At 56.4% G+C, this 21,938-nt stretch carries 12 protein-coding genes; 5 read left to right on the forward strand and 7 right to left on the reverse strand.

Annotation, left to right across the window (positions count from 1 at the left end; all coding sequences use genetic code 11):
- Positions 1-73: 73 nt before the first annotated feature.
- The 6 genes from ACIX8_RS11355 to ACIX8_RS11380 all read right to left on the reverse strand — a co-directional run bounded on the left by ACIX8_RS11355 (position 74) and on the right by ACIX8_RS11380 (position 11,288).
- Positions 74-3,343, reverse strand: a complete 3,270-nt coding sequence (locus ACIX8_RS11355) for a DUF1549 domain-containing protein (protein WP_014265479.1) — start codon at positions 3,341-3,343, stop codon at positions 74-76.
- On the reverse strand, positions 3,340-4,332 hold the full coding sequence (locus tag ACIX8_RS11360; RefSeq protein ID WP_014265480.1) for an ABC transporter ATP-binding protein: 993 nt from the start codon (positions 4,330-4,332) through the stop codon (positions 3,340-3,342). Before ACIX8_RS11360 ends, ACIX8_RS11355 begins: the two co-directional genes overlap by 4 nt.
- Positions 4,317-5,177: an ABC transporter permease gene (locus ACIX8_RS11365; protein WP_014265481.1), complete on the reverse strand. Its 861-nt coding sequence runs from the start codon at positions 5,175-5,177 to the stop codon at positions 4,317-4,319. Before ACIX8_RS11365 ends, ACIX8_RS11360 begins: the two co-directional genes overlap by 16 nt.
- A 5-nt stretch (positions 5,178-5,182) precedes the next feature.
- Positions 5,183-6,256 (reverse strand): putative urea ABC transporter substrate-binding protein, encoded by a 1,074-nt coding sequence (locus tag ACIX8_RS11370; protein ID WP_014265482.1) that lies wholly within the window; start codon positions 6,254-6,256, stop codon positions 5,183-5,185.
- Positions 6,257-6,541: 285 nt separating this feature from the next.
- Positions 6,542-7,348, reverse strand: a complete 807-nt coding sequence (locus ACIX8_RS11375; RefSeq protein WP_014265483.1) for a glutathione peroxidase — start codon at positions 7,346-7,348, stop codon at positions 6,542-6,544.
- Between the two features lie 115 nt (positions 7,349-7,463).
- Positions 7,464-11,288, reverse strand: coding sequence for a carboxypeptidase-like regulatory domain-containing protein (locus ACIX8_RS11380; protein WP_014265484.1), 3,825 nt, complete (start codon positions 11,286-11,288; stop codon positions 7,464-7,466).
- A gap of 516 nt (positions 11,289-11,804) precedes the next feature.
- Between ACIX8_RS11380 and ACIX8_RS11385 the strand changes: the two genes are divergently transcribed.
- The 5 genes from ACIX8_RS11385 (at position 11,805) to atzF (ending at position 19,803) form a co-directional block, all read left to right on the forward strand.
- Positions 11,805-12,854, forward strand: a complete 1,050-nt coding sequence (locus ACIX8_RS11385) for a Vgb family protein (RefSeq protein WP_014265486.1) — start codon at positions 11,805-11,807, stop codon at positions 12,852-12,854.
- A gap of 102 nt (positions 12,855-12,956) precedes the next feature.
- A complete protein-coding gene (locus tag ACIX8_RS11390; protein ID WP_014265487.1) occupies positions 12,957-13,670 on the forward strand; it encodes an urea amidolyase associated protein UAAP1 in 714 nt (237 codons plus the stop codon).
- 15 nt (positions 13,671-13,685) lie between these two features.
- A complete protein-coding gene (locus tag ACIX8_RS11395) occupies positions 13,686-14,354 on the forward strand; it encodes an urea amidolyase associated protein UAAP2 (protein WP_014265488.1) in 669 nt (222 codons plus the stop codon).
- Between the two features lie 7 nt (positions 14,355-14,361).
- Positions 14,362-17,958 carry an urea carboxylase gene (uca, locus tag ACIX8_RS11400; protein WP_014265489.1) on the forward strand — a complete coding sequence of 1,199 codons (3,597 nt, stop codon included), beginning with the start codon at positions 14,362-14,364 and terminating at the stop codon, positions 17,956-17,958.
- Positions 17,959-18,003: 45 nt separating this feature from the next.
- Positions 18,004-19,803, forward strand: coding sequence for an allophanate hydrolase (atzF, locus tag ACIX8_RS11405; RefSeq protein ID WP_014265490.1), 1,800 nt, complete (start codon positions 18,004-18,006; stop codon positions 19,801-19,803).
- A 16-nt stretch (positions 19,804-19,819) separates the two neighbouring features.
- Here atzF and ACIX8_RS11410 read toward each other — a convergent pair whose 3' ends face one another.
- Positions 19,820-21,934, reverse strand: a complete 2,115-nt coding sequence (locus ACIX8_RS11410; protein ID WP_014265491.1) for a polysaccharide lyase family protein — start codon at positions 21,932-21,934, stop codon at positions 19,820-19,822.
- Positions 21,935-21,938: the final 4 nt, after the last annotated feature.

Below are 21,938 nucleotides of genomic sequence, written 5' to 3' on the forward strand. Positions count from 1 at the left end.
CGAGCAAAATTTCTAGTACTTTCGAATGCCTGGGACCTGTCTGAAAGCGACCGGACCCACTGTAGCCGTGCGGTTAGTTGAGAAACTCGAATTCATTCGAACTGAAGAGGACGCGGCAGTATTCCTTCCACGCGCTGATCGGTTCCTGGTTGACCATGTAGCCGGGTTTATCCGGAGTCGTCTTCAGAAACTCAATGCCGGCCTGAAGCTCAGCGGGAGTCGGGGCGCGGCCAAAGAGGAGGCGGTAGGTCTCCGTGATGCGGGCTGCGTCGTTACCCTTCGGATAGACACGGTTGGAGAGCACCTCCGCCTGCTTGTACACGAAGGGATCGTTCATGAAGTAGAGGCGCTGGACGGGCACGTTGGTGGAGAAGCGCTGTTCCGCCGTGAACGTCGGGTTGGGGAAGTCGAAGGCTTGCAGGAACGGATCGATGCGGAACCTGCTGACCTTGGCATAGACCGTGCGCTTGTCGTTATCGATGCCGAGCGCTGTGGCTGGGCCACCGGTCTCCTTGGTGTCGAGGTCTCCTGCAACGAAGAGGATGGAATCGCGAAGTTGTTCGGCGTCGAGGCGTTGCAGTGAGAAGTGCGAGTAGAAGCGGTTGAGGGGATCCTTGACGTGCTCGTCCGGAGTCTCCTTGCTGCTCTGCTGATAGACGGCGGAGAGCATGATCATGCGTTGCAGCTTCTTGAGCGACATGCCGTTCTTCTGGAACTGCGTGGCAAGGTACTCGAGGAGCGCCGGATCCGAGGGAGGATCGCCGATGACGCCGAAGTTATCCGGCGTATTTACGATGCCCGTGCCGAAGTGCCACTTCCAAACGCGATTGACGAAGACGCGGCTGGCGATTGGGCTGGCAATAATATCGTCGGCGAGCTGAAGCCTTCCGCTGCCCTGGGTGTAAGGCTTTTTGCCTGCTGGCCCGAGGACGGTGAGAAAGGCTCTCGGAACAACGTCGCCCTGGGCGTGGGGGTTACCACGCAGATCGAGCGCGATGTCTACTAGCTTGGGTTTATCGGCCATGCCATGGACGAAGGGATACATCTCCGGAACGTCCTTGGGGGCACCACGGCGGCCACCACCACCGTCGCCTTGCAGCGAGGTGAGATAGGCCTGTTCAACCGGACCGAGGCGACGGGTGAGTTCCCAGCCACGGAAGCTGAAGAGCGCTGGATCGCCGCGGCCTTCCTCTCCTTCGCCCGAGCTGAGGCTACGGACGAAGAGGTCGGTGTAGAGGTTGGCTTCCTCAGGGGGAAGGACCTTGAGCTCCAGCGTGCAGCCTGGGCAGAACTCATCGTAGGTATCGAACTGGTTCGGCTTGACGTCTTTCTCGCGACGAGTAGGAACGCCAGCCTTCGCCTTGATCTTGTCGTTCTCGTCCTCAATGGCTTTGTTCTTGAACTCGAGATCGAGAATCCGCTGCTGGAAGGAGCTGGCGAGGAACTTAGCTTGGTCCTCCGAGCCTCCCTCCGCGATCATGAGCTGCCAATCCTTGAGATAGGGATAGTACAGAGGCTTCTTGGCGAGGAACTTCACCCAGCGATCCAGTAGTTCGGGATCGAGACGAGCCTGATCGGCAGCGTCTTCGGACTTCATCTTGGGCTTACCCGCGACTCGCCAGGCCGCAACCATGTAGGCAGAGCTCTGCGCGGCATAGGCCTTGGAAAGCTGCTCTCCGGCAGTCTTGGTGTACTCCTGCGCGGCATCGTCCTTGCTGTTGGCTTGCTTGAACTTCTCGCGCCAGAAGTTGACTTCGGAGTCGGGAACGAAGTTGTACTCCTTATAGGTGGAGTTCGCGAAGACTCCACCGAGTGCATAGTAGTCCTTGGCCAGGATGGGGTCGTACTTGTGATCGTGGCAACGAGCGCAGGCCACGGTCATTCCGAGGAAGCCGCGAGTGACGGCATCGATGCGCTCATTGCGTTCGTCTGCGCGGCCTTGAATCGGCTCTGCCTGATCCCAGATCCAGGGTGCACCGCCGAGGAAGCCCGTCCCCTTGAGATCTTCGGCTGTGGGATGGTTGGACATGAGGTCGCCGGCGAGCTGCCGTTTTACGAACTGGTCGTAGGGCATGTCTTGGTTGATGGACTTGATGACCCAGTCGCGATAGACCCAGGCTCCATCGAGCGGCATGTAGCCACGGCCACGCGGATCGAGGCCACGGATATCATCGTCGCCGTAGCGTGCGACATCGAGCCAGTGACGGCCCCAGCGCTCCCCGTAGTGAGGTGAGGCCAGAAGGCGATCAACGACTTTCGCGAATGCATCGGGGGAGCTGTCTTTCTCGAAAGCTTCAATCTCTTCAGGTGTCGGTGGCAGGCCGATGAGGTCAAGCGTGGCGCGACGGAGGAGGGTGCGCTTGTCGGCCATAGGCGCAGGCTTGAGGCCCTTCTCTTCAAGCTTCGCGAGAACAAAGTGATCGATGTCGGTCTTGGCCCAAGCCTTGAGCTGTGCGTCCTTGATCTCGGGAACCGTCGGCTCCTGCAGGGGAACGAAGGACCAGAACTTACGCATGTCGTCGGTGATCTGCTTGCCCGCAGGACGAACTGCGGCGGTGCTCTGGGGCCAGGGAGCGCCCATGCGAATCCAGTCGGAGAGAACCTGTACTTCCTCGGCGGTCAGCTTGGTGCCCTTGGGAGGCATCTTGAGCTCGCCTGTCTGGTGAACGGCCTGAACGAGAAGGCTCTTTTCGGGGTCGCCGGAGACGATGGCAGGGCCCGTGTCGCCACCCTTGAGAATCGACTCGCGGGAGGTAAGACTGAGGCCACCCGCAGCGCGATCCTGATGGCAGGAGCCGCAGGAGTTGGCCAGGATGGGACGAACCTTAGTCTCGAAGAAGTCGTCGCCGGGCGTGCCTTTTGCCTGGGCTGAGGTCAGCAGGGCTACGACGGGCTTGGAGGGCTCGGCGCTATCCCAGGAGCCGCCACGGCGAACCCATTCGACGAGGTCGGCAATGTCTCCGTCGGCGAGCTTGTCGCCCTTGGGGGGCATTTTGAGATCGCCGGTCTGGCGGACGGCTTTGATGAGGAGGCTCTTCTCGGGGTCGCCGGGAACCATGGCAGGGCCGGAGTCGCCACCCTTGAGTACGCCGTCGAGAGAGTCCAGGCGCAGACCGCCGGCCATCTCCGTGGTGTGGCACTGGTAGCAACGCTGAGCGAGAACAGGGCGAACCTTCTGCGTGAAGTATTGAGTATTATCCTCGGCTGAGGGCGTGGCGGCGGCATGGGCGCTCGCTTGTCCGTGAACGGTGGTATTGCTGGCAGCCAGGAAGCTGATCGTGACGAAGCTGCAAGCCCCGAGGATGCGGATCAAAGTTTGAGTGGGGATACGAAGGTTCTTCACAGCGTCTCTCCATCTGAGGGGAAGGCGTTAGGTGATTCGTAAGGATCGTTGGCGGCGTTGAGGTCGGCAGAAGGGGCGTGATGATCTCCGCGAGAGAACCGCTCGACGTGCTCGACGAGATCGAGGAATTGCTGGCCGTTGTTGCGCAGGCTCATGCCGGAGGCGGGAAGCTTCATGTCGAGAGCAACGCGCGAACCGCAGTGGTCTTCGCGGCTCTGGCGAGCGAGGACGATCACGCGGGTTCCGAGGATGAGAGCTTCAGCCGTGTTGTGGGTAACGAAGACAACCGTGGGTTTGGTCTCTGCCCATACGGTGCGCAGCAGGCGTTGCAGGTTGGAGCGAGTCGCGGGATCGAGCGCGCTAAAAGCCTCGTCCATCAGCAAGACGCGAGACTTCATCATGAGTGCCTGCGCGATCGCTACGCGCTGCTGCATGCCGCCGGAGAGCTGATGCGGATACTTCGCGGCGTCCGATGCCTGAAGTCCCATGTGGCTAAGCTGACGAAGCGCCTCTTCGCGGACCTGACGACGGAAGGCGCGGAAGCTGGGGAGCAGGCGACCGAGGATGTGGTATTTCGAGGTCTCCGGTCCCATCGCGAGGTTCTCGAGAACGGTGCGGTCGGGGAAGAGGGAGTACTTCTGCGGAACGTAGCTGGAGCGGGCATCGACCCGCTGCACGAGACTGCCTGCAACGGAGATACGACCGGAGGTGGGACGATCCTGGCCGAGGATCAGGCGGAGCAGCGTGCTCTTTCCGCAGCCGGTCTCGCCGAGCAGAACGACGAACTCGCCTTCTTCGATATCGAGCGAGATGTTCTCCAGAACGGTGCGGCATCCCTTACGTCCGGTGGGGAAGGAGACGGAGACATCGTCAATATGAATAGCGGTGGCCGTGCGGGCAGGCGCAGCCGTCATGGTGTCGAGAGATTTCGTCTCTCGCGCGCCGTTTACGGGAGGTGTCATTTCGAGCGTGCTCAAGCCTGAAACCATGGATGCAGCCTCCTGTTGATCACGCGCAAAGAAAAGTCGATGAGGAAGAGAAGGAAGGCAACCCAGAGGACATACGGAAGAATGATGTCCATGCCCATGTGGCGGCGCATGATGGCAATGCGGTAGGCCAGGCCGTCGGAGGCGGCGATCATCTCTCCGGCGAAGAGGAAGAGCATCATGGGTTTGAGGTTGAGGCGAAGACTGTTGATGACCTGCGGCAGGATCTGCCGAAAGACGACGCGGTAGGCGACGTCGAAGTTGTTGGCGTCCAGCGTGAAGGCCTTGACGATCTGCTCCTGGGGAACGGCCTTCACCATCTGGGTTACATCGAGGATCATGGTGGGCGCGACGCCTATGACGACAAGGGCGATCTTGGACCACTCGTCAATGCCGAAGACGATGAAGAGGATGGGTAGAAGCGAAAGAGCGACGATCTTATCGAAGAAGAGGACGAAGCGCAGGAACCCGGCACCGAACCAGGGGAAGAGTCCGATGTGAAGGGCGAGGATCACGGCAGGAATCAGAAGGAAGAGGCTGATGAAGAAGCGACGGCCGCTCGACACGGTGTCCTTCCAGATCATGGAGTGGTGAACCCGCTCCCACGTGGAGGCATTGTCGGCGGGGATGTAGTCATCCTCCTCCGCGGGTTCAAGGACAGCGGAACGAATGCCGGCGAGAAGCTGGTGTCCGCTGGGGACGATGCGGTCTTCAGGGTTCTCACGGTGCCGGCTGATCGAGGTCTGCATGTAGAGGCCGATGCACACGACGAAGATGAGGCAGGAGAACGCCTGCATCAGCAGCCGGTTAGGCCGCGCCTGGATGTCGAATGGGGAAAGGTTCGCCATAAACGCTAGAGCTTTCCTTGTTGTGCAGCCTGCATGTAGGCCGCGTTGAAGCGGAAGCGGACGCGATCTTTCTTGCCCTGAATCGCGCCATTCGGATAGGCAATAGCTACGTCATCGACGGACTTGATGCCCTGGCCAAGCAGGCCGTGCGTAAAGCAGAACTGGCGAACCAGGTCCATCTTCTTCTGAAGGTCGGGGCTGGTGGTAAAGTCCACGGCGGATTTAGGTGTAGCGAAGAGGGCCGTGGTCTTGAGCTGCTCTTTGTAGGAGTCGGTGGAGTCTCCGGAGGCCGCAGCGGAGTACTTGATGGCAGCAGCTTGTCCTGAAGCGACCTGCTGAATCGTCTCGTACCAGGCGCCGGTGATGGCCTTGGCGAATTTCTGACCGTTGGGGGTGTTGAGCAGTTCGGTGCGGACGACGAGAAGATCCATGATCTCGCCGGGGATCTTCGAGGAGTCGAAGATAGACTGGACACTTTTATCGCCGACGATCTGGCTGACAAGAGGCTTCCAGGTAACTACGGCCTGATTGGACTTGTTATTCAGGAAGGCTGCGACGATGTCGGAGTCCGAGGTGTTGATGAGGTGAAGCTTGGAGAGCTGTGCCTGCTGACCGTTGAGCACCATGCCACGCTCCAGCAGGTATTCGGATACGGTCTTCTGAACCAGCATGATGGGCTTGCGGGGAAGCGTGCTGAAATTGAGGCCATTGCGTACCAGTACGGCGTCGTTGCCGTTGCTGTAGTCGCCGACGATGATCGCTGTGGAGTCGACACCGGCGGCGGCCGGCATGTCGAGTGCCTCCATGTTGGTCATAGTGCAGGCATCGATGTTCTTGGCTACGAAAGAATCGAGTGAGGCCGCATAGTCAAAGCGCTGAACCTTGATGGTGATGCCGTACTTGTCGGCCCACTTCTTCAAAATGCCCGACTTCTGCATGTAGAAATAGGGGTTCCAACCGGCATAGACGGACCAGCCAACGGTAAAGGTCGGTGTGTCGGCCTGTGCGGCAGCAGGAGCAAGGATTCCCAGAAGCAGGAACATCGCACAGGTCAGAGAGAATAAGCGCGGCTTGGTCACTTTTATCAACACCTCGGCGTTTCGAACGGTCGTACCGTTGCAACGTGTTCTGAGAATTAAGAGTTAGTTAGCTTTCCCTGAGAGCGCCGATCAAGCTGTTGCCTGAAGCGGCATCTGTAGTTAACGCCGCAAACATGAGCCAAGTTTAGACCGGATAATCGCGAAATCAATGGGGTATTGAAGCAATCGATGCAGGTCATACGAGAATGACATGGGATAGATTTTCCATTATGAGTCGAATAGGGAAATCAAATACTCGGGCGGGTTCTTGTAGGGAAAGGTGAACTAGTTTGAGTCGCTGGATGCCGCACCCATGCCCGCCTTTCCGCCTTCTTTTTTGGGCTTGTAAGTACCATCGAGGACCTGGTCGATCGTGGAGAGCATTTCAGGAGAGTCCGGGGCTGCATCCGGATCTAGCCGGGCGATGACGTTGCCTTTTTTGTCCACGATGAACTTCGTATAGTTCCAGGCGACGGGGCCACCAGTGGGTGCGCTCTTGCTCTTCGTGAGATAGAGATAGAAGGGAAGTGCGTCGTCGCCGGTGAGCTTGGATACGCCCGTAATGAGAAAGTCAACCTTGGCATCGGCATAGGCCTTCTGAATCTCGGGGCCTGTGCCGGGTTCTGCCGCACCGAATTCGTTGGATGGAATACCGATGACGACAAGTCCCTTGTCCTTGTAGGTATCGTTCAACTTGATAAGAGCGGGAAGCTGGTCGTTGTAACTCGACTTGCGGCCAAGGTTGACGATGAGAATATATTTGCCCTTGTAATTTGAAAGCGGGATGTCTTTTCCGTCCGCGCTTGGAAGGGAATAGTCATACGCGTTCTTCTCGGGTTTGGCATTCGGCCCTTCTGCCGCGTCGGCTCCGCCACCGTGCCGTCTGCCTCCTCCGCTGCCTGATGGTTTTGCTTGGTCTGTGCGGGCGGCCTGTGGGGCTGGTGTTGCAGGAGTATCAGGAGTGGTCTTTGCCTGGGCGAATCCGGGCGTAGCTGAGACTACAAGAAGTGTGAGAAGCAAGGCGTAGCCTGCTTTGATCTTCTTCGTGAGAACCGTCTTCTGAGGCTTCGGATTTTTAATCAGGTTAGACACTTGAATACTCCTGGTAGTTATTCCCGGAATCAGCGAAGCTGATCGATACACCTTCGTTGAAGCCTTACACCCCATCCTCTTGAGGTTTAGAGAATGAGGTGTAAGGTGATGCCGATTAGAAGTAGTACTTGCCCGAGAACTGCATCTGTCGCGGCGATGTAAGTAATGCAGTGTTGGTGGCTGTAGGTGCGTAGTTGCCGAACTTCACATTGGCAACAGCGGCAGTGGGGGTACTGAAGCGGACGTTATTGAAGATGTTGAATCCCTCGACCGAGATCTTGAAACTTTGATCGCGGAAGGTCCTGAACGACTTGCTCAGACCATCGTCGAAAGAGAGATAGCCATCGGCCAGCAGCGAGTTCCGTTGGCCGACCTCACCCGGATACGCATACCGGAAGGCGGCTGCTGCCTGGGCCTGTGTATCCGACTTGAAGGCTGTCTCGTAGGGAGTCGCTGTATTTTGTACGAAGCGATGTCCCCCTGAGGCAATAGGAGCGATCTTAACGAGATAGCTCGTCATGTCGAAGTTGGTTCCATATCCAGAGGCGGATGCGCTCCAGGGAAATGCGCTGCTGTAGCGGACCGTGCCGTTGAGTTGCCAGCCACTGAGGATGCGGTCCATGATGGCGCCGGGTTTATTGAAGAACAGTTGGCCCTTGCCGAAAGGCAGGCTAAGGCTGTAGTTGGCTGTCAGATTATGACGCGCGTCGAAATCCGAAACGGCGTAGTTCTCTCGCGGGCTGAAGGTGTTAAGAATGCTGCTTGCGTTGGAACGCTCAGGAGACGATCCATAATCCAGCGACTTCGACAAGGTGTAGTTGATGTCGTACTCATTGCCGTATTTGAAGGCGTGACGAACGGAAAGCTGGAAAGCGTTGTAGTTGCTGGTTCCGATCGAAGACTCCACGTAAATAGAGGTGTATTGAGGGTAGAAGAACTGTTCGATGCCCTTGGGATTGAAGCCGGGAGTGGTATCGAAATTGTAGAGAGTGTTGGTGTCGTTACCGCTCTTACGGTCAACAGTGAGCGATGCATAGTAGGCTTTGGCACCGGTGTATTTTCCTGCTGGAATGGCTGCAGTCGGAACCTTTTGGGTGTAGGTCGCATTCGGGAAGATGTCCTGAAAGTAACCACTGTTCGGAATGCTGCCGATCGAGGCACCGGCATCGATCGCCTTGTCAAAGGCGGTCGCGGCCTGGAAGTAGGTGAGGCTACTTCCTGCGTCATAAAGATTGGTGGGGGCAGCAACATCAAGGTTGTTCAGAACGTGACGTCCGAGCCTGCCGACGTAGGAGGCTGTGACCGTCATGCCGTGGATCACTTCATGCTGGACGGACAGGTTGAAGGTCTCGGCGTAGGGGGTTTTGAGGTTGGAGTTGATGTCCCTTTTGAAAGAGCTACCGAAGGCCGTAATCGAGGTATCCGCCGGGGTAATGGGGAAGGGCTGGGTAGCCGCACTTACAGCGGGTGCGGGTACATTCTCGAAGCCGGTAAACTCTGCAGTGGTAGCGGTAGTAGGGAATGCAAAGCCATTATTACGGCTCAGAGCAAAAGCACCGCCGGAGTCATAGGCATCGATAACCGCTTCACCGAAGTGATCGAAGGCCAGGGCGAAGCCGCCGCGAACAGAGGTGCGATTGTTCGGTGTGGCATAGGCGAAGGCCACGCGCGGAGCAAAGTTGAGCTTCTGCGGTTTATAGAGATTGGGCGCCCCATTGGCCTGACCACCCGGTACGACACTGATGCGAGTGTTATAGGCTGTGCCAGCTGCTGCTGCTGCCTCACGATTCTGCAGGAAGGTGGTGCCAAGATCGATATTGGGCGCAACCTGCTGGCCGTTTTCCTCATAGGGAACGCCAAGATGGGTATAGCGGAGACCGGCGGTCAGAGTGAGTTGCGAAGTGGCTTTCCACTGATCCTGGAAGTAATATTCCTGTTCAAGCGCCTTATAGATATGCGTGGGAACCGTTCCGGTGGGTGCGGCAACCAGTGAGTTATTTTGAACAATGAAATTCGTATAAGAGGTGGCAGAGGTGATGCCGCCAACGTTTGCCAGGATGTCATTGTTGTACGAAGGATAGAAGGACGTTGCGACCGCTCCGTAGGTCCCGGTTGGATCGAGGTTCGCTCCGCTACCTGCAATAGCATCCGAGGCCAGTACCGTGTAGGACACGGAGGCAGAAGAATAGAGGGTGCTGGAGGAATAGCGGCTATTAGAAATAAAGCGGTCATTCACGCCGAACTGGAAGGTGTGCCTGCCTTTCACATAAGCTGCGTCATCGATGATGTTATTGGTGGTAACGAGGTAGATCGTATCGCCGGTAGCACCGGTGGTGGTCCCCGTTCCAGTCAGCGAACTAAAGGCGCCGAAAGTAACATAGGGATGGGATCCCGCGCCTCGAGTCGCTGTTCCCTCGCGGATAAAGCCGTATCGCAGATTGTTCGTCAAAGCGTCGCTGACCTGCCAGATGTGACCCGCAGCCAGGCCTTTGTTGTTTGAGTAGGTAACGCTATTTGGCGGTTGACCTGGAAACTGAAGTGCGCTGGCCTGGTTGTCGCTCTGGAGCGTGCCCCGGATAAAGAGGCTTTGGTGGGCGTTGATGGTGTAATCCAGTCGAGCGACATTGGTGATCTGGTGAACGGGTTGCGGCGATGCGAAGATATAGGTTCCCGTGTTATAGCCGTCACCACCGGAGTTTGAATTCGCTGCCGGGAACTGCTTGAAGTAGGCGAGGGCAGCAGCATTGGTACCGGGTGCGCTGCACAGCGTACAGCCCTGATCCATAGCTGCGATACTATCCGGCGTCAGGACCTGAACTCCGCTCGAGGCCAATGGGTAGAGGACATTTCCAGTGACCAGGCCACCGACATTTACGCCATTAATGTTGACCGTCCCTCCCGCAACAGGGTTGGGAATGGAGGGCACGATCTGTGTGACGATGGAGTCTGTGGCCTGCTTGAATCCTTCATAGGCCCCGAAAAAGAAGAGCTTGTCCTTGATGATAGGAGCGCCCAGAGAGCCACCATAGGTATGTTGCAGCACCTTTGCGGCAATGTTGGGCTGCTTCGACTGGAGTTGCGTTTGCTTGAGAAACCAGTTATTCGCCGCTGCGGCAGGATCGCGATAGAGCTCGTAAGCACTGCCATGAATCTTGTTGGTGCCGCTGCGGGTGCTGACGGAAACCTGACCGCCGGAAGACCGGCCTGCATCCGCGCCGCTGTTGGTGGTGGTGACGCGGAATTCTTCGACAGACTCACGCGTGGAACGCAGTACGCCGACAAAGGCATATCCATAGTTAGGATCGTTATTGTCGACGCCGTCGAGAGTGAGGTTCGTCTGGTCCTGTCGAGCCCCGTTCACAATGCCGGTACGGATGTCGGTATTGACGCCGCCTGTGGTAGCACCGGGATCAAGGGCGAGAACGCCCGGCTGAAGCGATAGAAGGTAGTTGACGTTATTGGCCAGATAGGGAAGGTTCTGGACCTGTGCACTATTGAAGGCTTTGCCCAGGGTGGCATCCGTGGTGTTGACCGCAGACAGGGACGTGCTCTCGACATTGACGATTTCATTCGCCCCAACTGTTAGCTTGAAGTTGGCCTTGAGCGGTGTGGCAACAAGGAGTTCCACTTGCTCTACCTGTTCGGAAAAACCGGGGACGGTGACCGTGACTGTATATTTGCCAGGCTCAACCTGTTCAAAGCCATAGTTTCCCTTGTCATCAGTCTTGATGCTCTTGGTGAGTCCAGTCGCAGGATTGGAAAGGGTAACGGAGGCTTCGCCGAGCATGGCTCCGGTGGCATCCATAACAGTGCCTGTGAGGCTGGTGGTATTACTCTGCGCCATCATGGGGCGAGACAGCAGCGGAGAGATAACTCCCAGAAGCGTACAGATAAGGCCGAAAAACGTTATCTTAACCAATCGTTTGATACGAAAGTCCATGCACTACCTCCAGGGAAGCGGGATGAAATAGAAACGGATGATTTTGCAATTCTGCAAGTGCAGATGGAATCTGCATTCGTCGGAACCGACGAAAAGCCTTTTATTGCTGTCTGGTGAAAAGAGCTTAGCGTGCGAGAAGTGAAAGTCAAAGGGACATGGATTTCTCTTATAGACCGCATAAGACCCGAAGATTGCATCTCTGCCAAAGGATCGGTACTGTGTGTGCCCCATCCTTTCGTGAAACTCCAGCAATTGAAACGAGATGACGCTATCTATAGAAGGGAACGCACGAAGATGAGAGTCAGTGTCTCAGCGGGAGTAAATGGCCCATATTTGAGCCTGTCTGGATGCAGGCACTTATGCGAGGCGCTTGCTATCTGCGTTTGCCTATATCGGTGATAGCCAATTTGCATACCCACTCACTGCTAAATGCTTTTGTGGTCTAGTTAAGAAAATCTGTGACCACGCAGAATCTCCTTTCCTATCCATGATTTCCATGCAGGGGGCTTGAAAGAAATGTCCTTACACGATCAGGTTTTGTCCGTAACGGGGCGTACCCTTCTCTTCGCTGGGATTGCGTTGGCGCCGCTCGCATTCAGTCAGACGCCAGCCTCACCGCCAGTTCCTCCAGCGGGACAGGCTCCCGTCAGGGTTCGGCCGCCTCGTATCGTCAGGCCCGGTGTGGCTACGGAAGGTGTCTCGCGCTCTATGGCAGATATCCAGACCGAAGCCGTCCTTCCGGTAGAGGGGTCGCCTGATTGGGCGGTCGTCACGAAAGATTCTGTCTGGATTACGAGTGCTCGAGCGAACCATGTTGTCCAGCTTCTTTCAGCTACCAATAAGGTGGGGCTGATCGTCGATGTGCAGCGTCCTTGCTCTGGACTGGCGGACGGATTCGGATCGATCTGGATTCCGAGCTGCGGTGGACACTCTGTCATTCGTGTCGATCCCACAACGGGAAAGACGGTGGCGGAGATCGCAGGAGACCCGGCGAACTCCGAGGGTGGAATTACTGTTGGCGCGGGTTCGGTCTGGATGGTTACGAAGCCATCGGCCTTGGTACGGATCGATCCAAAGACGAATGCGGTAGCCGCAACCATTGAGCTCCCCTCTGGCTCGGAAAATCCTTTATTCAGTGATGGCTTTATCTGGATCTCCTCTTTTGAGCATGACCAGTTGCTGAAGGTCGATCCTGCTTCGGAAAAGATTGTCGCCACGATTCCCGTAGGCCCCAAGCCTCGCTTTCTTACAGCGGGCGCCGGTTCGGTATGGACGCTCAATCAAGGTGATGGAACAATCACCCGGGTCGAGATGAAGACTGGCAAGGTCGTTGCAACGATCTCGTGTGGCATCCCCGGCAGCGGGGGAGAAATCACCTTTGGAGCCGGATCTGTGTGGGCTACCATGTTTGATTTTCCCTTGACCCAGGTGGATCCGAAAACCAATAAGGTCGCGAAGCAATGGGGTGGTCCCGGTGGCGACGGCATACGGTTCGGATTCGGATCGGTATGGCTTTCGAATGGACGCCAAGGCACGGTATGGCGAATATCCCCGGATCAGAAATAACGAGCTGTGCTTTTGATTTATGACATCAGCAGAAATATTGGAACGGATGCACTGGATGTGCATCGCCCTTTCGGTAGAAGGTACTGAAGAAGGACGGATCTATTGAATACATCTACTCTCTGGGAGGAGACTCTCCCCGGCTCGTCTTCCTGGTCTCATATCTTGAAGCGCGGTACAGCGCTTCGCATTGAGGCGATTGAAGACAATAGCAATGTAGGCGCTATCTTTCTCAACGCCGACAATCCGTCAGAACGTCTCAATTTATCCGATACGTTGAAGGCGCAGCATATTGCCCGCCTGACGAAAGATTCTGTCCTGTACTCCGATATGGGAAGGGTTCTCTGCTCCATTACGGACGATACGCTTGGCTGGCACGATCCTCTTGGCGGTTGTTCCGACGCTACGCTTGTCGAGAAGAAATACGGCAGGCTCTCCTATCAGGAGGCGAAGAACAACTGGCATCAGAATGCGCTCGATGGCTTCCTGATTGAGTTGGCGAAGTATGGAATGAACGGCCGTGACCTCATGATGAATGTGAACTTCTTCAGCAAGGTTGCGGTACGCGAAGATGGCGGGATGCAGTTTATTGAGAATCACTCGGCAGCCGGCTCAGCTATAGAGCTGCGTTCAGAGATGAATACACTCGTGATCCTCAATACCTGTCAGCATCCCATGGACCCGGACAAGACCTATGCGCAACGTCCGGTCCGGCTGACGATCAAGAAGGTAGAAGCTCCAGGACCTGACGATGCCTGCCGGAATGCCTGTCCGGAAAATGGTCGAGGTTTCATTCTCACCGAGCGATATTTCGTTTAAATCCAAGGAGTTTTTATGGTGACAGAGACAACGATTCAAGTGAGCCCGCGTCTGCCCGATGACGCAATCTTCAGCGAGACCATTGGAGCCGGTGATTACTTCGTCCACGAGATCTTTCAAGGACAGACCGTTCGCATTGTCGACCTGCTGGGAAACCAGGCGGTAGATACCCTTTTTTACAACGCGCATAACTACTCCGATCGCTATAGCGCGCAGGACACGATTCGCGAGCAGAACAATATCTACCTCACGACGGGAACAAAGCTGATCTCGACGAATCGTAACGTCATGTTGACGATTGTGGCTGACACTTGCGGTCAGCACGATACCCTTGGAGGCGCTTGTTCCGCGGAGAGCAATATGGTTCGCTACGCCATTCATACGCATTCCATGCATGCCTGCCGGCAGAGCTTTCTGAAGGGAGCTCTCGCATGGTCCAAAGAGACTGGGCAGGAGCTGGAGAAGCGTGATCTAACTGCCAATGTCAACTTCTTCATGAATGTTCCCGTGACCTCCGAGGGAAAGCTCACCTTTGAAGATGGAGTGTCCGATGCGGGAAAATATGTGGAACTGCGGGCGGAGATGGATGTGCTGATGGTCATCTCCAACTGTCCCCAACTGAACAATCCGTGTAACGCGTATAACCCGACCCCTGCGCAGGTTCTTGTCTGGGATGCGAAATAGGAGATGTATGTTTAGAAAAGTTTTGATCGCCAACCGCGGCGCAATTGCCTGCAGGATTGAACGTACCTTGCATCGTCTGGGTGTGGGCTCGGTGGCCGTTTACTCTACGGCGGACAAAAATTCCTTGCATGTCCTGCAGGCTGATGAAGCCGTTCTGATTGGCGAAGCCCCGGCAGCCTCGAGCTATCTTTCTTTCGATGCGATCTTTGCCGCTGCAGCGCAGACGGGCGCAGAGGCGATTCATCCGGGCTATGGCTTCCTGAGTGAAAACATTCAGTTTGCACGTGAGTGCGCGGCGCGGGGGATCACCTTTATTGGACCTGCTCCGGAGCATATTGAGGCGTTTGCCCTGAAGCATACGGCACGTGCTACTGCAAAGACTTGCGGGGTTCCTTTGTTGCCCGGTACAGGTCTACTGTCGAGTCTCGAGGATGCTCTGGCGCAGGCCGAACTGCTGAAGTACCCGGTGATGCTGAAGAGTTCCGGCGGTGGTGGCGGAATTGGCATGCGTGTCTGCCACTCCGCGGAACAGCTTGGCGAAGCCTACGAGTCCGTGCTTCGTTTGAGTCGTGCGAATTTTGGCGACAGTGGTGTGTATCTCGAGAAGTTTGTGTCGCGCGCGCGGCATATCGAGGTACAGATCTTTGGCGATGGTAAAGGCAATGTGCTGGCCCTGGGGGAACGGGATTGCTCCGCTCAGCGCCGCCATCAGAAGGTGTTGGAAGAGACGCCGGCTCCGGGCCTTACAGAGGCTACGCGGGAGCAGTTGAGATCCGCCGCGATTCTGCTGGCAAAGGCCGTGAACTATGCCTCAGCCGGTACGGTTGAATTTATCTACGACGACGACACGAATGAGTTCTACTTCCTGGAGGTCAATACGCGCCTGCAGGTGGAGCACGGCGTGACCGAAGAGGTTACCGGGATAGATCTAGTTGAGTGGATGGTCCGCCAGGCCTCGGGCGATATGCCGCCTCTGGATTCTTTTACGATCAAGCCTGCAGGAGCTTCGATCGAAGCCAGGGTCTATGCGGAAGATCCCGCGCATAACTTCCAACCGACTCCGGGGAAGCTGACGCTGGTGAAGTTTCCGGACGCCAGCTTGGCCCGTGTTGAGACATGGATCGAATCGGGAACGACGATTACCTCTTTCTACGATCCAATGATCGCGAAGATTATCGTCCATGGAAAAGACAGGGAAGAGGCTTTGCAGAAGCTCTCTGCGGCTCTTTCCGCTACCGCGATCGATGGCACCGAGACGAATCTCCGGTATCTGCGAGAGGTGATTCAGACGCCGGAGTTTGTGTCGGGCAAGATCACAACCTCGTTTCTTGGAACCTTTGCTTTTGCCCGGCACGCCGTGGAAGTGCTCGAGGGGGGAACGCAGACTACGATTCAGGACTACCCCGGCCGCATCGGTTATTGGAATATCGGCGTGCCTCCCTCCGGTCCGATGGATCATCTGTCCTTCCGGATTGCCAACCGGCTGGTGGGGAATCCCGAGAGTGCCTCTGCGATTGAGTTCGCCACGATGGGTGGCCGTCTCAAATTCTACGGCGATACATGCATTGCTCTTACAGGCGCCGATATGGGGGCAAAGCTCAATGGAGCGTTGATACCGCTGTGGACGGCTGTTGAGGTCAAGGCGGGTAGCGTGCTGTCCCTTGGTGCTGCGTCGAAAGAAGGTACTCGTACTTATCTGGCGGTTCAGGGAAGCTTCGATACACAGCCTTATCTTGGAAGCCGCAGCACCTTCGTGCTGGGTGGATTTGGTGGACATGCTGGAAGAGGATTACGCGCTGGGGATGTTCTCCATATCGGCCAACAGGATTTAGCGCTTGAGACGGCAGCGGTGTTGCCCTCTGCGCTTGTGCCAGCGCTCACGCACACTTGGACCATCGGCGTTCTCTTCGGCCCTCATACGGCGCCGGAGTTCTTTACCGAAGAAGATATCGAGATGCTCTTCTCGACGCAGTGGAAGGTGCATTACCAGAGCGATCGTACTGGGGTGAGGCTGGTTGGACCGAAGCCCAAATGGGCGCGGCCAGACGGTGGAGAAGCCGGATTGCATCCCTCCAATATTCACGACAATGCCTATGCCATCGGCACGATCGACTTCACAGGCGACATGCCAATCCTGCTCGGGCCCGACGGTCCCAGCCTGGGAGGATTTGTTTGCCCTGCCACGATCGTGCAGGCCGAGCTATGGAAGCTCGGGCAGCTCAAGGCCGGTGATCTCGTTCAGTTCTACCGCGTCAATCTTGCTCAGGCTGAAGCGATGGAGAAAGAACAGGATAAGTTCCTCCAGAACTTTGGCAGTCCCTTGGCCGCACTCCCTGAAGCTCCTACGCTTGAACCGGCTATATTGAAGCGAATTACAGACCGTGCCCAGTCCATGACCTTTCGTGCGGACGGCGATAAGTATCTCCTCGTGGAGTATGGAGAGTTACAACTTGATCTGAACCTGCGATTCCGGGTTCATATCCTCGAGCAGAATCTGCGTGCTGCGAATATTCCGGGCATCATCGATATCACTCCGGGAATTCGTTCGCTGCATATCCACTACGACAGCCGCAAGCTTGCCCGGCAGAAGTTGATCGATGCCTTGGACGAGATTGATCGCACTATGCCGGAGCTTACGGACATCACAGTTCCGTCGCGCATCGTGCACCTGCCGCTGTCGTGGGACGATCCGCAGGCGAAGCTCGCTCAGCAGAAATATATGCAGGCCGTGCGACCTGATGCTCCTTGGTGCCCCTCGAATATCGAGTTTATTCGGCGCATCAACGGGCTGGATTCCATTGATGATGTCTATCGCATTGTGCATGAGGCTAGTTACTTAGTGCTCGGGCTGGGCGATGTTTATCTCGGGGCTCCGGTGGCGACGCCGATCGATCCTCGCCATCGCCTCGTCACCACGAAGTACAACCCTGCACGCACGTGGACTCCGGAGAATGCTGTTGGCATCGGTGGAGCCTACATGTGCGTCTACGGAATGGAAGGCCCCGGCGGATATCAGCTTGTCGGCCGCACCATCCAGGTGTGGAACACCTGGAAGTCGACGCCTGCCTTTGCCGAGGGCATTCCCTGGTCGCTACGCTTCTTCGACCAGATTCGTTTCTATCCGGTTTCCGCGGAAGAGTTGCTTGATGCTCGGGAACGCTTTCCGCATGGCGGTTACGAACTGAAGGTCGAGGAGACTACCTTCAACCTCGCGGAATATCAGCGTTTTCTGGACTCCATCAGCGTTGAAGCCGCTGCGTTCAAACGGCATCAGAAGGAGTCCTTCGATGCCGAGCGGGAGCGCTGGCGTGCTGCCGGATTGCTGACGGTCGTTGAACCGCCTGAGGTTCCTCAGGAGACGGAAAGTGCCACGGTCGCAGAAGGTTGCGAGGGTGTCTCTTCTCCGCTGACTGCAAGCGTTTTCCAGATTGCAGTCAAGCCGGGACAGGTAGTTGCAGAGGATGAGAAGTTGATCGTCCTCGATGCCATGAAGACCGAGATTGCGATCTCCTCGCCTATCAGCGGCACCGTCGAGGAGATCCATTGTGAACTCGGGGCCATCGTCAACGGTGGACAGTTACTCGTTTCCATTCGTCCCTCTTAACGCGGGCCAGCCTAGAAAACGATGTAGTGAAAGGCAACAACGATTATGGATATTACATCGATCCACAAAGCCTATGCCTCCGGCCAGGTGACTCCTGAAGCTGTGGTCAACGAGATCTACGACCGCATCGATGCGGAAGGATTGCAGCCTGTGTGGATTGCGCTTGTTCCTCGCGAGAAGGCCTTGGAGCAAGCAAGGAAACTGCAATCCGCAGTACAGGCGGATCTTCCCCTTTATGGAATTCCTTTCGCGGTGAAAGACAATATCGACGTTGCCGGTATTCCTACTACGGCAGCGTGTCCGGAATATTCCTATACTCCGGAGCAGAACGCTACTGTCGTTACCCGGTTGGAAGCTGCGGGAGCCCTGCTGATCGGTAAGACCAACATGGACCAGTTCGCAACGGGACTCGTTGGTACGAGAACTCCGTACGGAATCTGCTCTAGCGTCTTCGACAAGAGATATATCTCGGGTGGCTCCAGCTCTGGTTCGGCTGTCTCGGTTGCCAGCGGTCTGGTGAGCTTCTCGTTAGGTACGGATACTGCTGGCTCGGGCCGAGTTCCCGCGATGTTCAATAACCTGATCGGACTGAAGCCGACACGTGGGGTCTTGAGTACTCACGGTGTGGTGCCTGCATGCCGTACGCTGGATTGCGTGTCGATCTTTGCGGAGACTTCATCCGATGCTTCGGTGGTACTGAGTGCAGCACGAGGACTCGATGGCCAGGACCCTTACTCCCGTGTTCCTGCAATTGGTGCCGGAGCTGCTCCTTGGATTGCCGCACCGAGCTTTCGCTTTGGTGTCCCTGTGGCTGGCACGTTGGAGTTCTACGGGGACTCACACAATCCCGCGCTCTATCAGGCTGCGGTAGAAAAACTCGTGGCGCTGGGTGGACAGCCCGTCGAATTTGACCTCGCGCCTTTTCTGGCAACGGCACAGTTGCTCTATAAAGGGCCCTGGGTTGCAGAGCGTTATGCGGCGATAGAGTCGTTCGTTGAGCAGCACGTTGAGGCGATGGACCCGACGGTTGCGAAGATCATTCGGGGGGCGGCTAATTATTCAGCGGTCGATACCTTCAAGGCAGCTTATAAGCTCGAAGAGCTTCGACGGCAGACTGCACGAGTGTGGAACTCCATCGATGTAATGGTTCTTCCAACTGCACCTCGGACCTACACGATAGAAGAGATTGGTGAAGCTCCGATTGAACGGAATAGCCACCTCGGACAATACACGAACTTCGTCAATCTGCTGGATCTATCGGCGGTTGCTCTACCGGCAGGTTTTCGTCCGGATGGCTTGCCGTTTGGCGTCAGTCTTATCGGACAGGCGTTTCAAGAGACCGCTCTTCTTGTGCTGGCGGACCGTTTGCATCGCGGCCTTGGAGCTACTCTGGGCGGCTCCGATAGAAAGCTGGCTGAAACACCTGCGTTGGTTGCTGCAACGCCGCCGCCCGGCTGCTTGCTGATGGCGGTTGTTGGTGCTCACCTCACCGGTCAACCACTGAATTGGCAGTTGACGGAACGCAAGGGTTCACTTATCCGAACCTGCCGCACGTCCCCGGACTATAAGTTTTATGCCTTGAAGGGAACTGTACCTCCTAAGCCCGGACTTGTACGTGTCCCTGGCTTTGAGGGTCCAGGGATTGAAGTTGAGGTCTGGGCTCTTCCAGAGGACACTGTCGGAAGTTTTGTTGACGGAGTTCCTCAACCGCTTTCGATTGGGACCCTTCGTCTTGAAGACGGGTCTCTCGTTAAAGGGTTTCTTGTAGAACCTGCCGCAACTGAAGATGCTATTGAGATCACCCAGCTCGGGGGATGGCGCAAATATCGCGAAAGCCTGAAGTAGACGAAAGAGACATTGATTAGTTTGCTCCCACGACCGATCCTGTGGTCGAAGATGGTGCTAACTCCAGGCGGATGACGTCGTAGCAGATACCGCTCATAGGACTACCGGCAGGGACGGTCAGTACGATGGTGTTCGCCCCGGGCTTTAGCAGGGAGGCGTCGAAGGTGAAGTCCTTTTCGGTCCATGTGCCTTCGACTCCATCGCGGTTGATGACTGAGCCACCGCCAAACATATTGGTCAACTCTCCAGCGGACTTATCATTGACAGAGATTGCAAGAGAGCGTGTCGAAACGCCGGAGAGACCGAAGCGCAAGGTGGCTAAGCCGGTAGGCTGAGAGCTACCGGGCATATTGAAGTGGATGGTCCAGGGCGTGGCTCTCCCCTCGGCCTTGCCGCTGGGGTCGTCGACGGTCACGTGGGGCACCTGGTAGATGAACCAGTCCTGCGCAGGATCGGATTTCCCGATGGTGAAATCAACGTCATGGGGAAACAACTTCGAGTATTCGAGGTAGAGACCCCAATGCCAATGATCGTTGCCCATCTTGAATTCTTTGGCGGAGCGGTTCGGGGTTCCAATCTGCCAGAGCTGGCGGCCGAAGTGTACGGGATGCCACTCAATCGTGCGCAGATCGAGTGGCTTACCGGCTTCTACCGTTATCGGATCCGAGGCATATTCTCCGAGAACGCCATCCGTTACGGCATGAAGCTGATAGGTTCCAGGCCGCACATTCTGGATATTGAATGATCCATCCGTCGCGCCATTCACCCAGAACTCATAGTGCTTTGCATCGTTCTGCCAGGTGATGGGTTGAGGTGGGAAGCGGAAGGTGCGAGCTCCGCGCGGACGATGAGGCACATACGTTCCGCGATTGAGGATATGTCCCTGAGCATCGCGCTGAGGACCGGGGTCTGGTGTTGTGTCTGGTTCGGCAGGTGGCGGTGGAGGAAGTGGGGCTTGAGGTGGTGCGGGTTGATCGGGGTAAGAGAGGCCCACAAGAAGATTCGTGAACTTCATGGAGGGTGCTTGTGAATCGATGAGCTTGAGACGTCCGTGGACGGTCGTGCGTTCCGCAGCCTGAGGATAATCAACACCCCTTACCCAGAGGTACGGCCAATGTGCCGACTCGACCGTTGCCTGGTGTCGTGCCTCCTCAAACAGTGCATTCGGAGAAGCTCCGGTGGGGACATAGATGAAGATAGGGCCGACGACTTTCGTCCAGGGCTCATTCGCGGCGAAGTTGAGTACGGAGCCTCCGTAGTGTGTGCCGCGCCAGTAGTCGAGAAGCGTAGGGTCGCCACCGTCCCCGTCATCGATATGGCCGCTCAACTCAAAGTGGAGAGGGCCGGAGGAGAGATATTCCATGGAGGGATTGATGAGATAGAGCCCAACCTTTTGGGTAGTCGATGCCCAGCCGAAGGCGGGCGTTTTGAATTGGTCCGTGGAGTAATCGTATTTGTGTTCCGCGCGACCTTTATAGATGCCTGTCGTAAGGCGGCGTGCTTCCTTCATGTTGAGGTCAGAGGCTGCGTCCCAATCGGCTCCGGTGGGCATCAAGGCGTTCCGCTGGTTGTCGACTGAAAGCCAATCGAATACCTTGCCCGAAAGTTTGAAGCCGAAGCGTGACTCTCCGACAGAGCCTGCGGGATAGGTCGATTGATGCGTGAAGATCGCATAGGTATAAACACCATGCGCTGAACGCGCGAGAGTGTAACGAATCTCAAGGTCTGCAATGAGGCCTCCCTCCTGTCCGGCTGCGGTAGGATGAGGGCCCAGAATCGATTGGCCGTCGGAATAACCTTTGACCGAAACCTCGACAAGGTCGGGAGTCTGAATTGTTATCTTTGTTTCGTGGCGCGCCGCTAGCGCAGGGCTTTGCTCCCAATAGCCGGCATGATGGCCAGAGAGATAACCCATCAGCTCAATATTGGGAGTCGTTGTGGCAGGAGTTTTTAGAGAGGTAAGATCTCCGGTCCGCTTATCGATCTTCACTGTAAGGTATCCGTTGGTCATCGTGTAGGACGAGCCATCTTCTGTCACCGTGACCGGCGGGGCCGTGGTGACGGCCCTGGCGGCGGGAATTGTCATGGCAGAGCAAAGGGCTAAAAGAGAAAGTACGCGCACGAGAGACACGGCG

Origin of the sequence: Granulicella mallensis MP5ACTX8 (assembly GCF_000178955.2) — a bacterium.
In the GTDB taxonomy this organism is placed as follows: Bacteria; Acidobacteriota; Terriglobia; order Terriglobales; family Acidobacteriaceae; genus Granulicella; species Granulicella mallensis.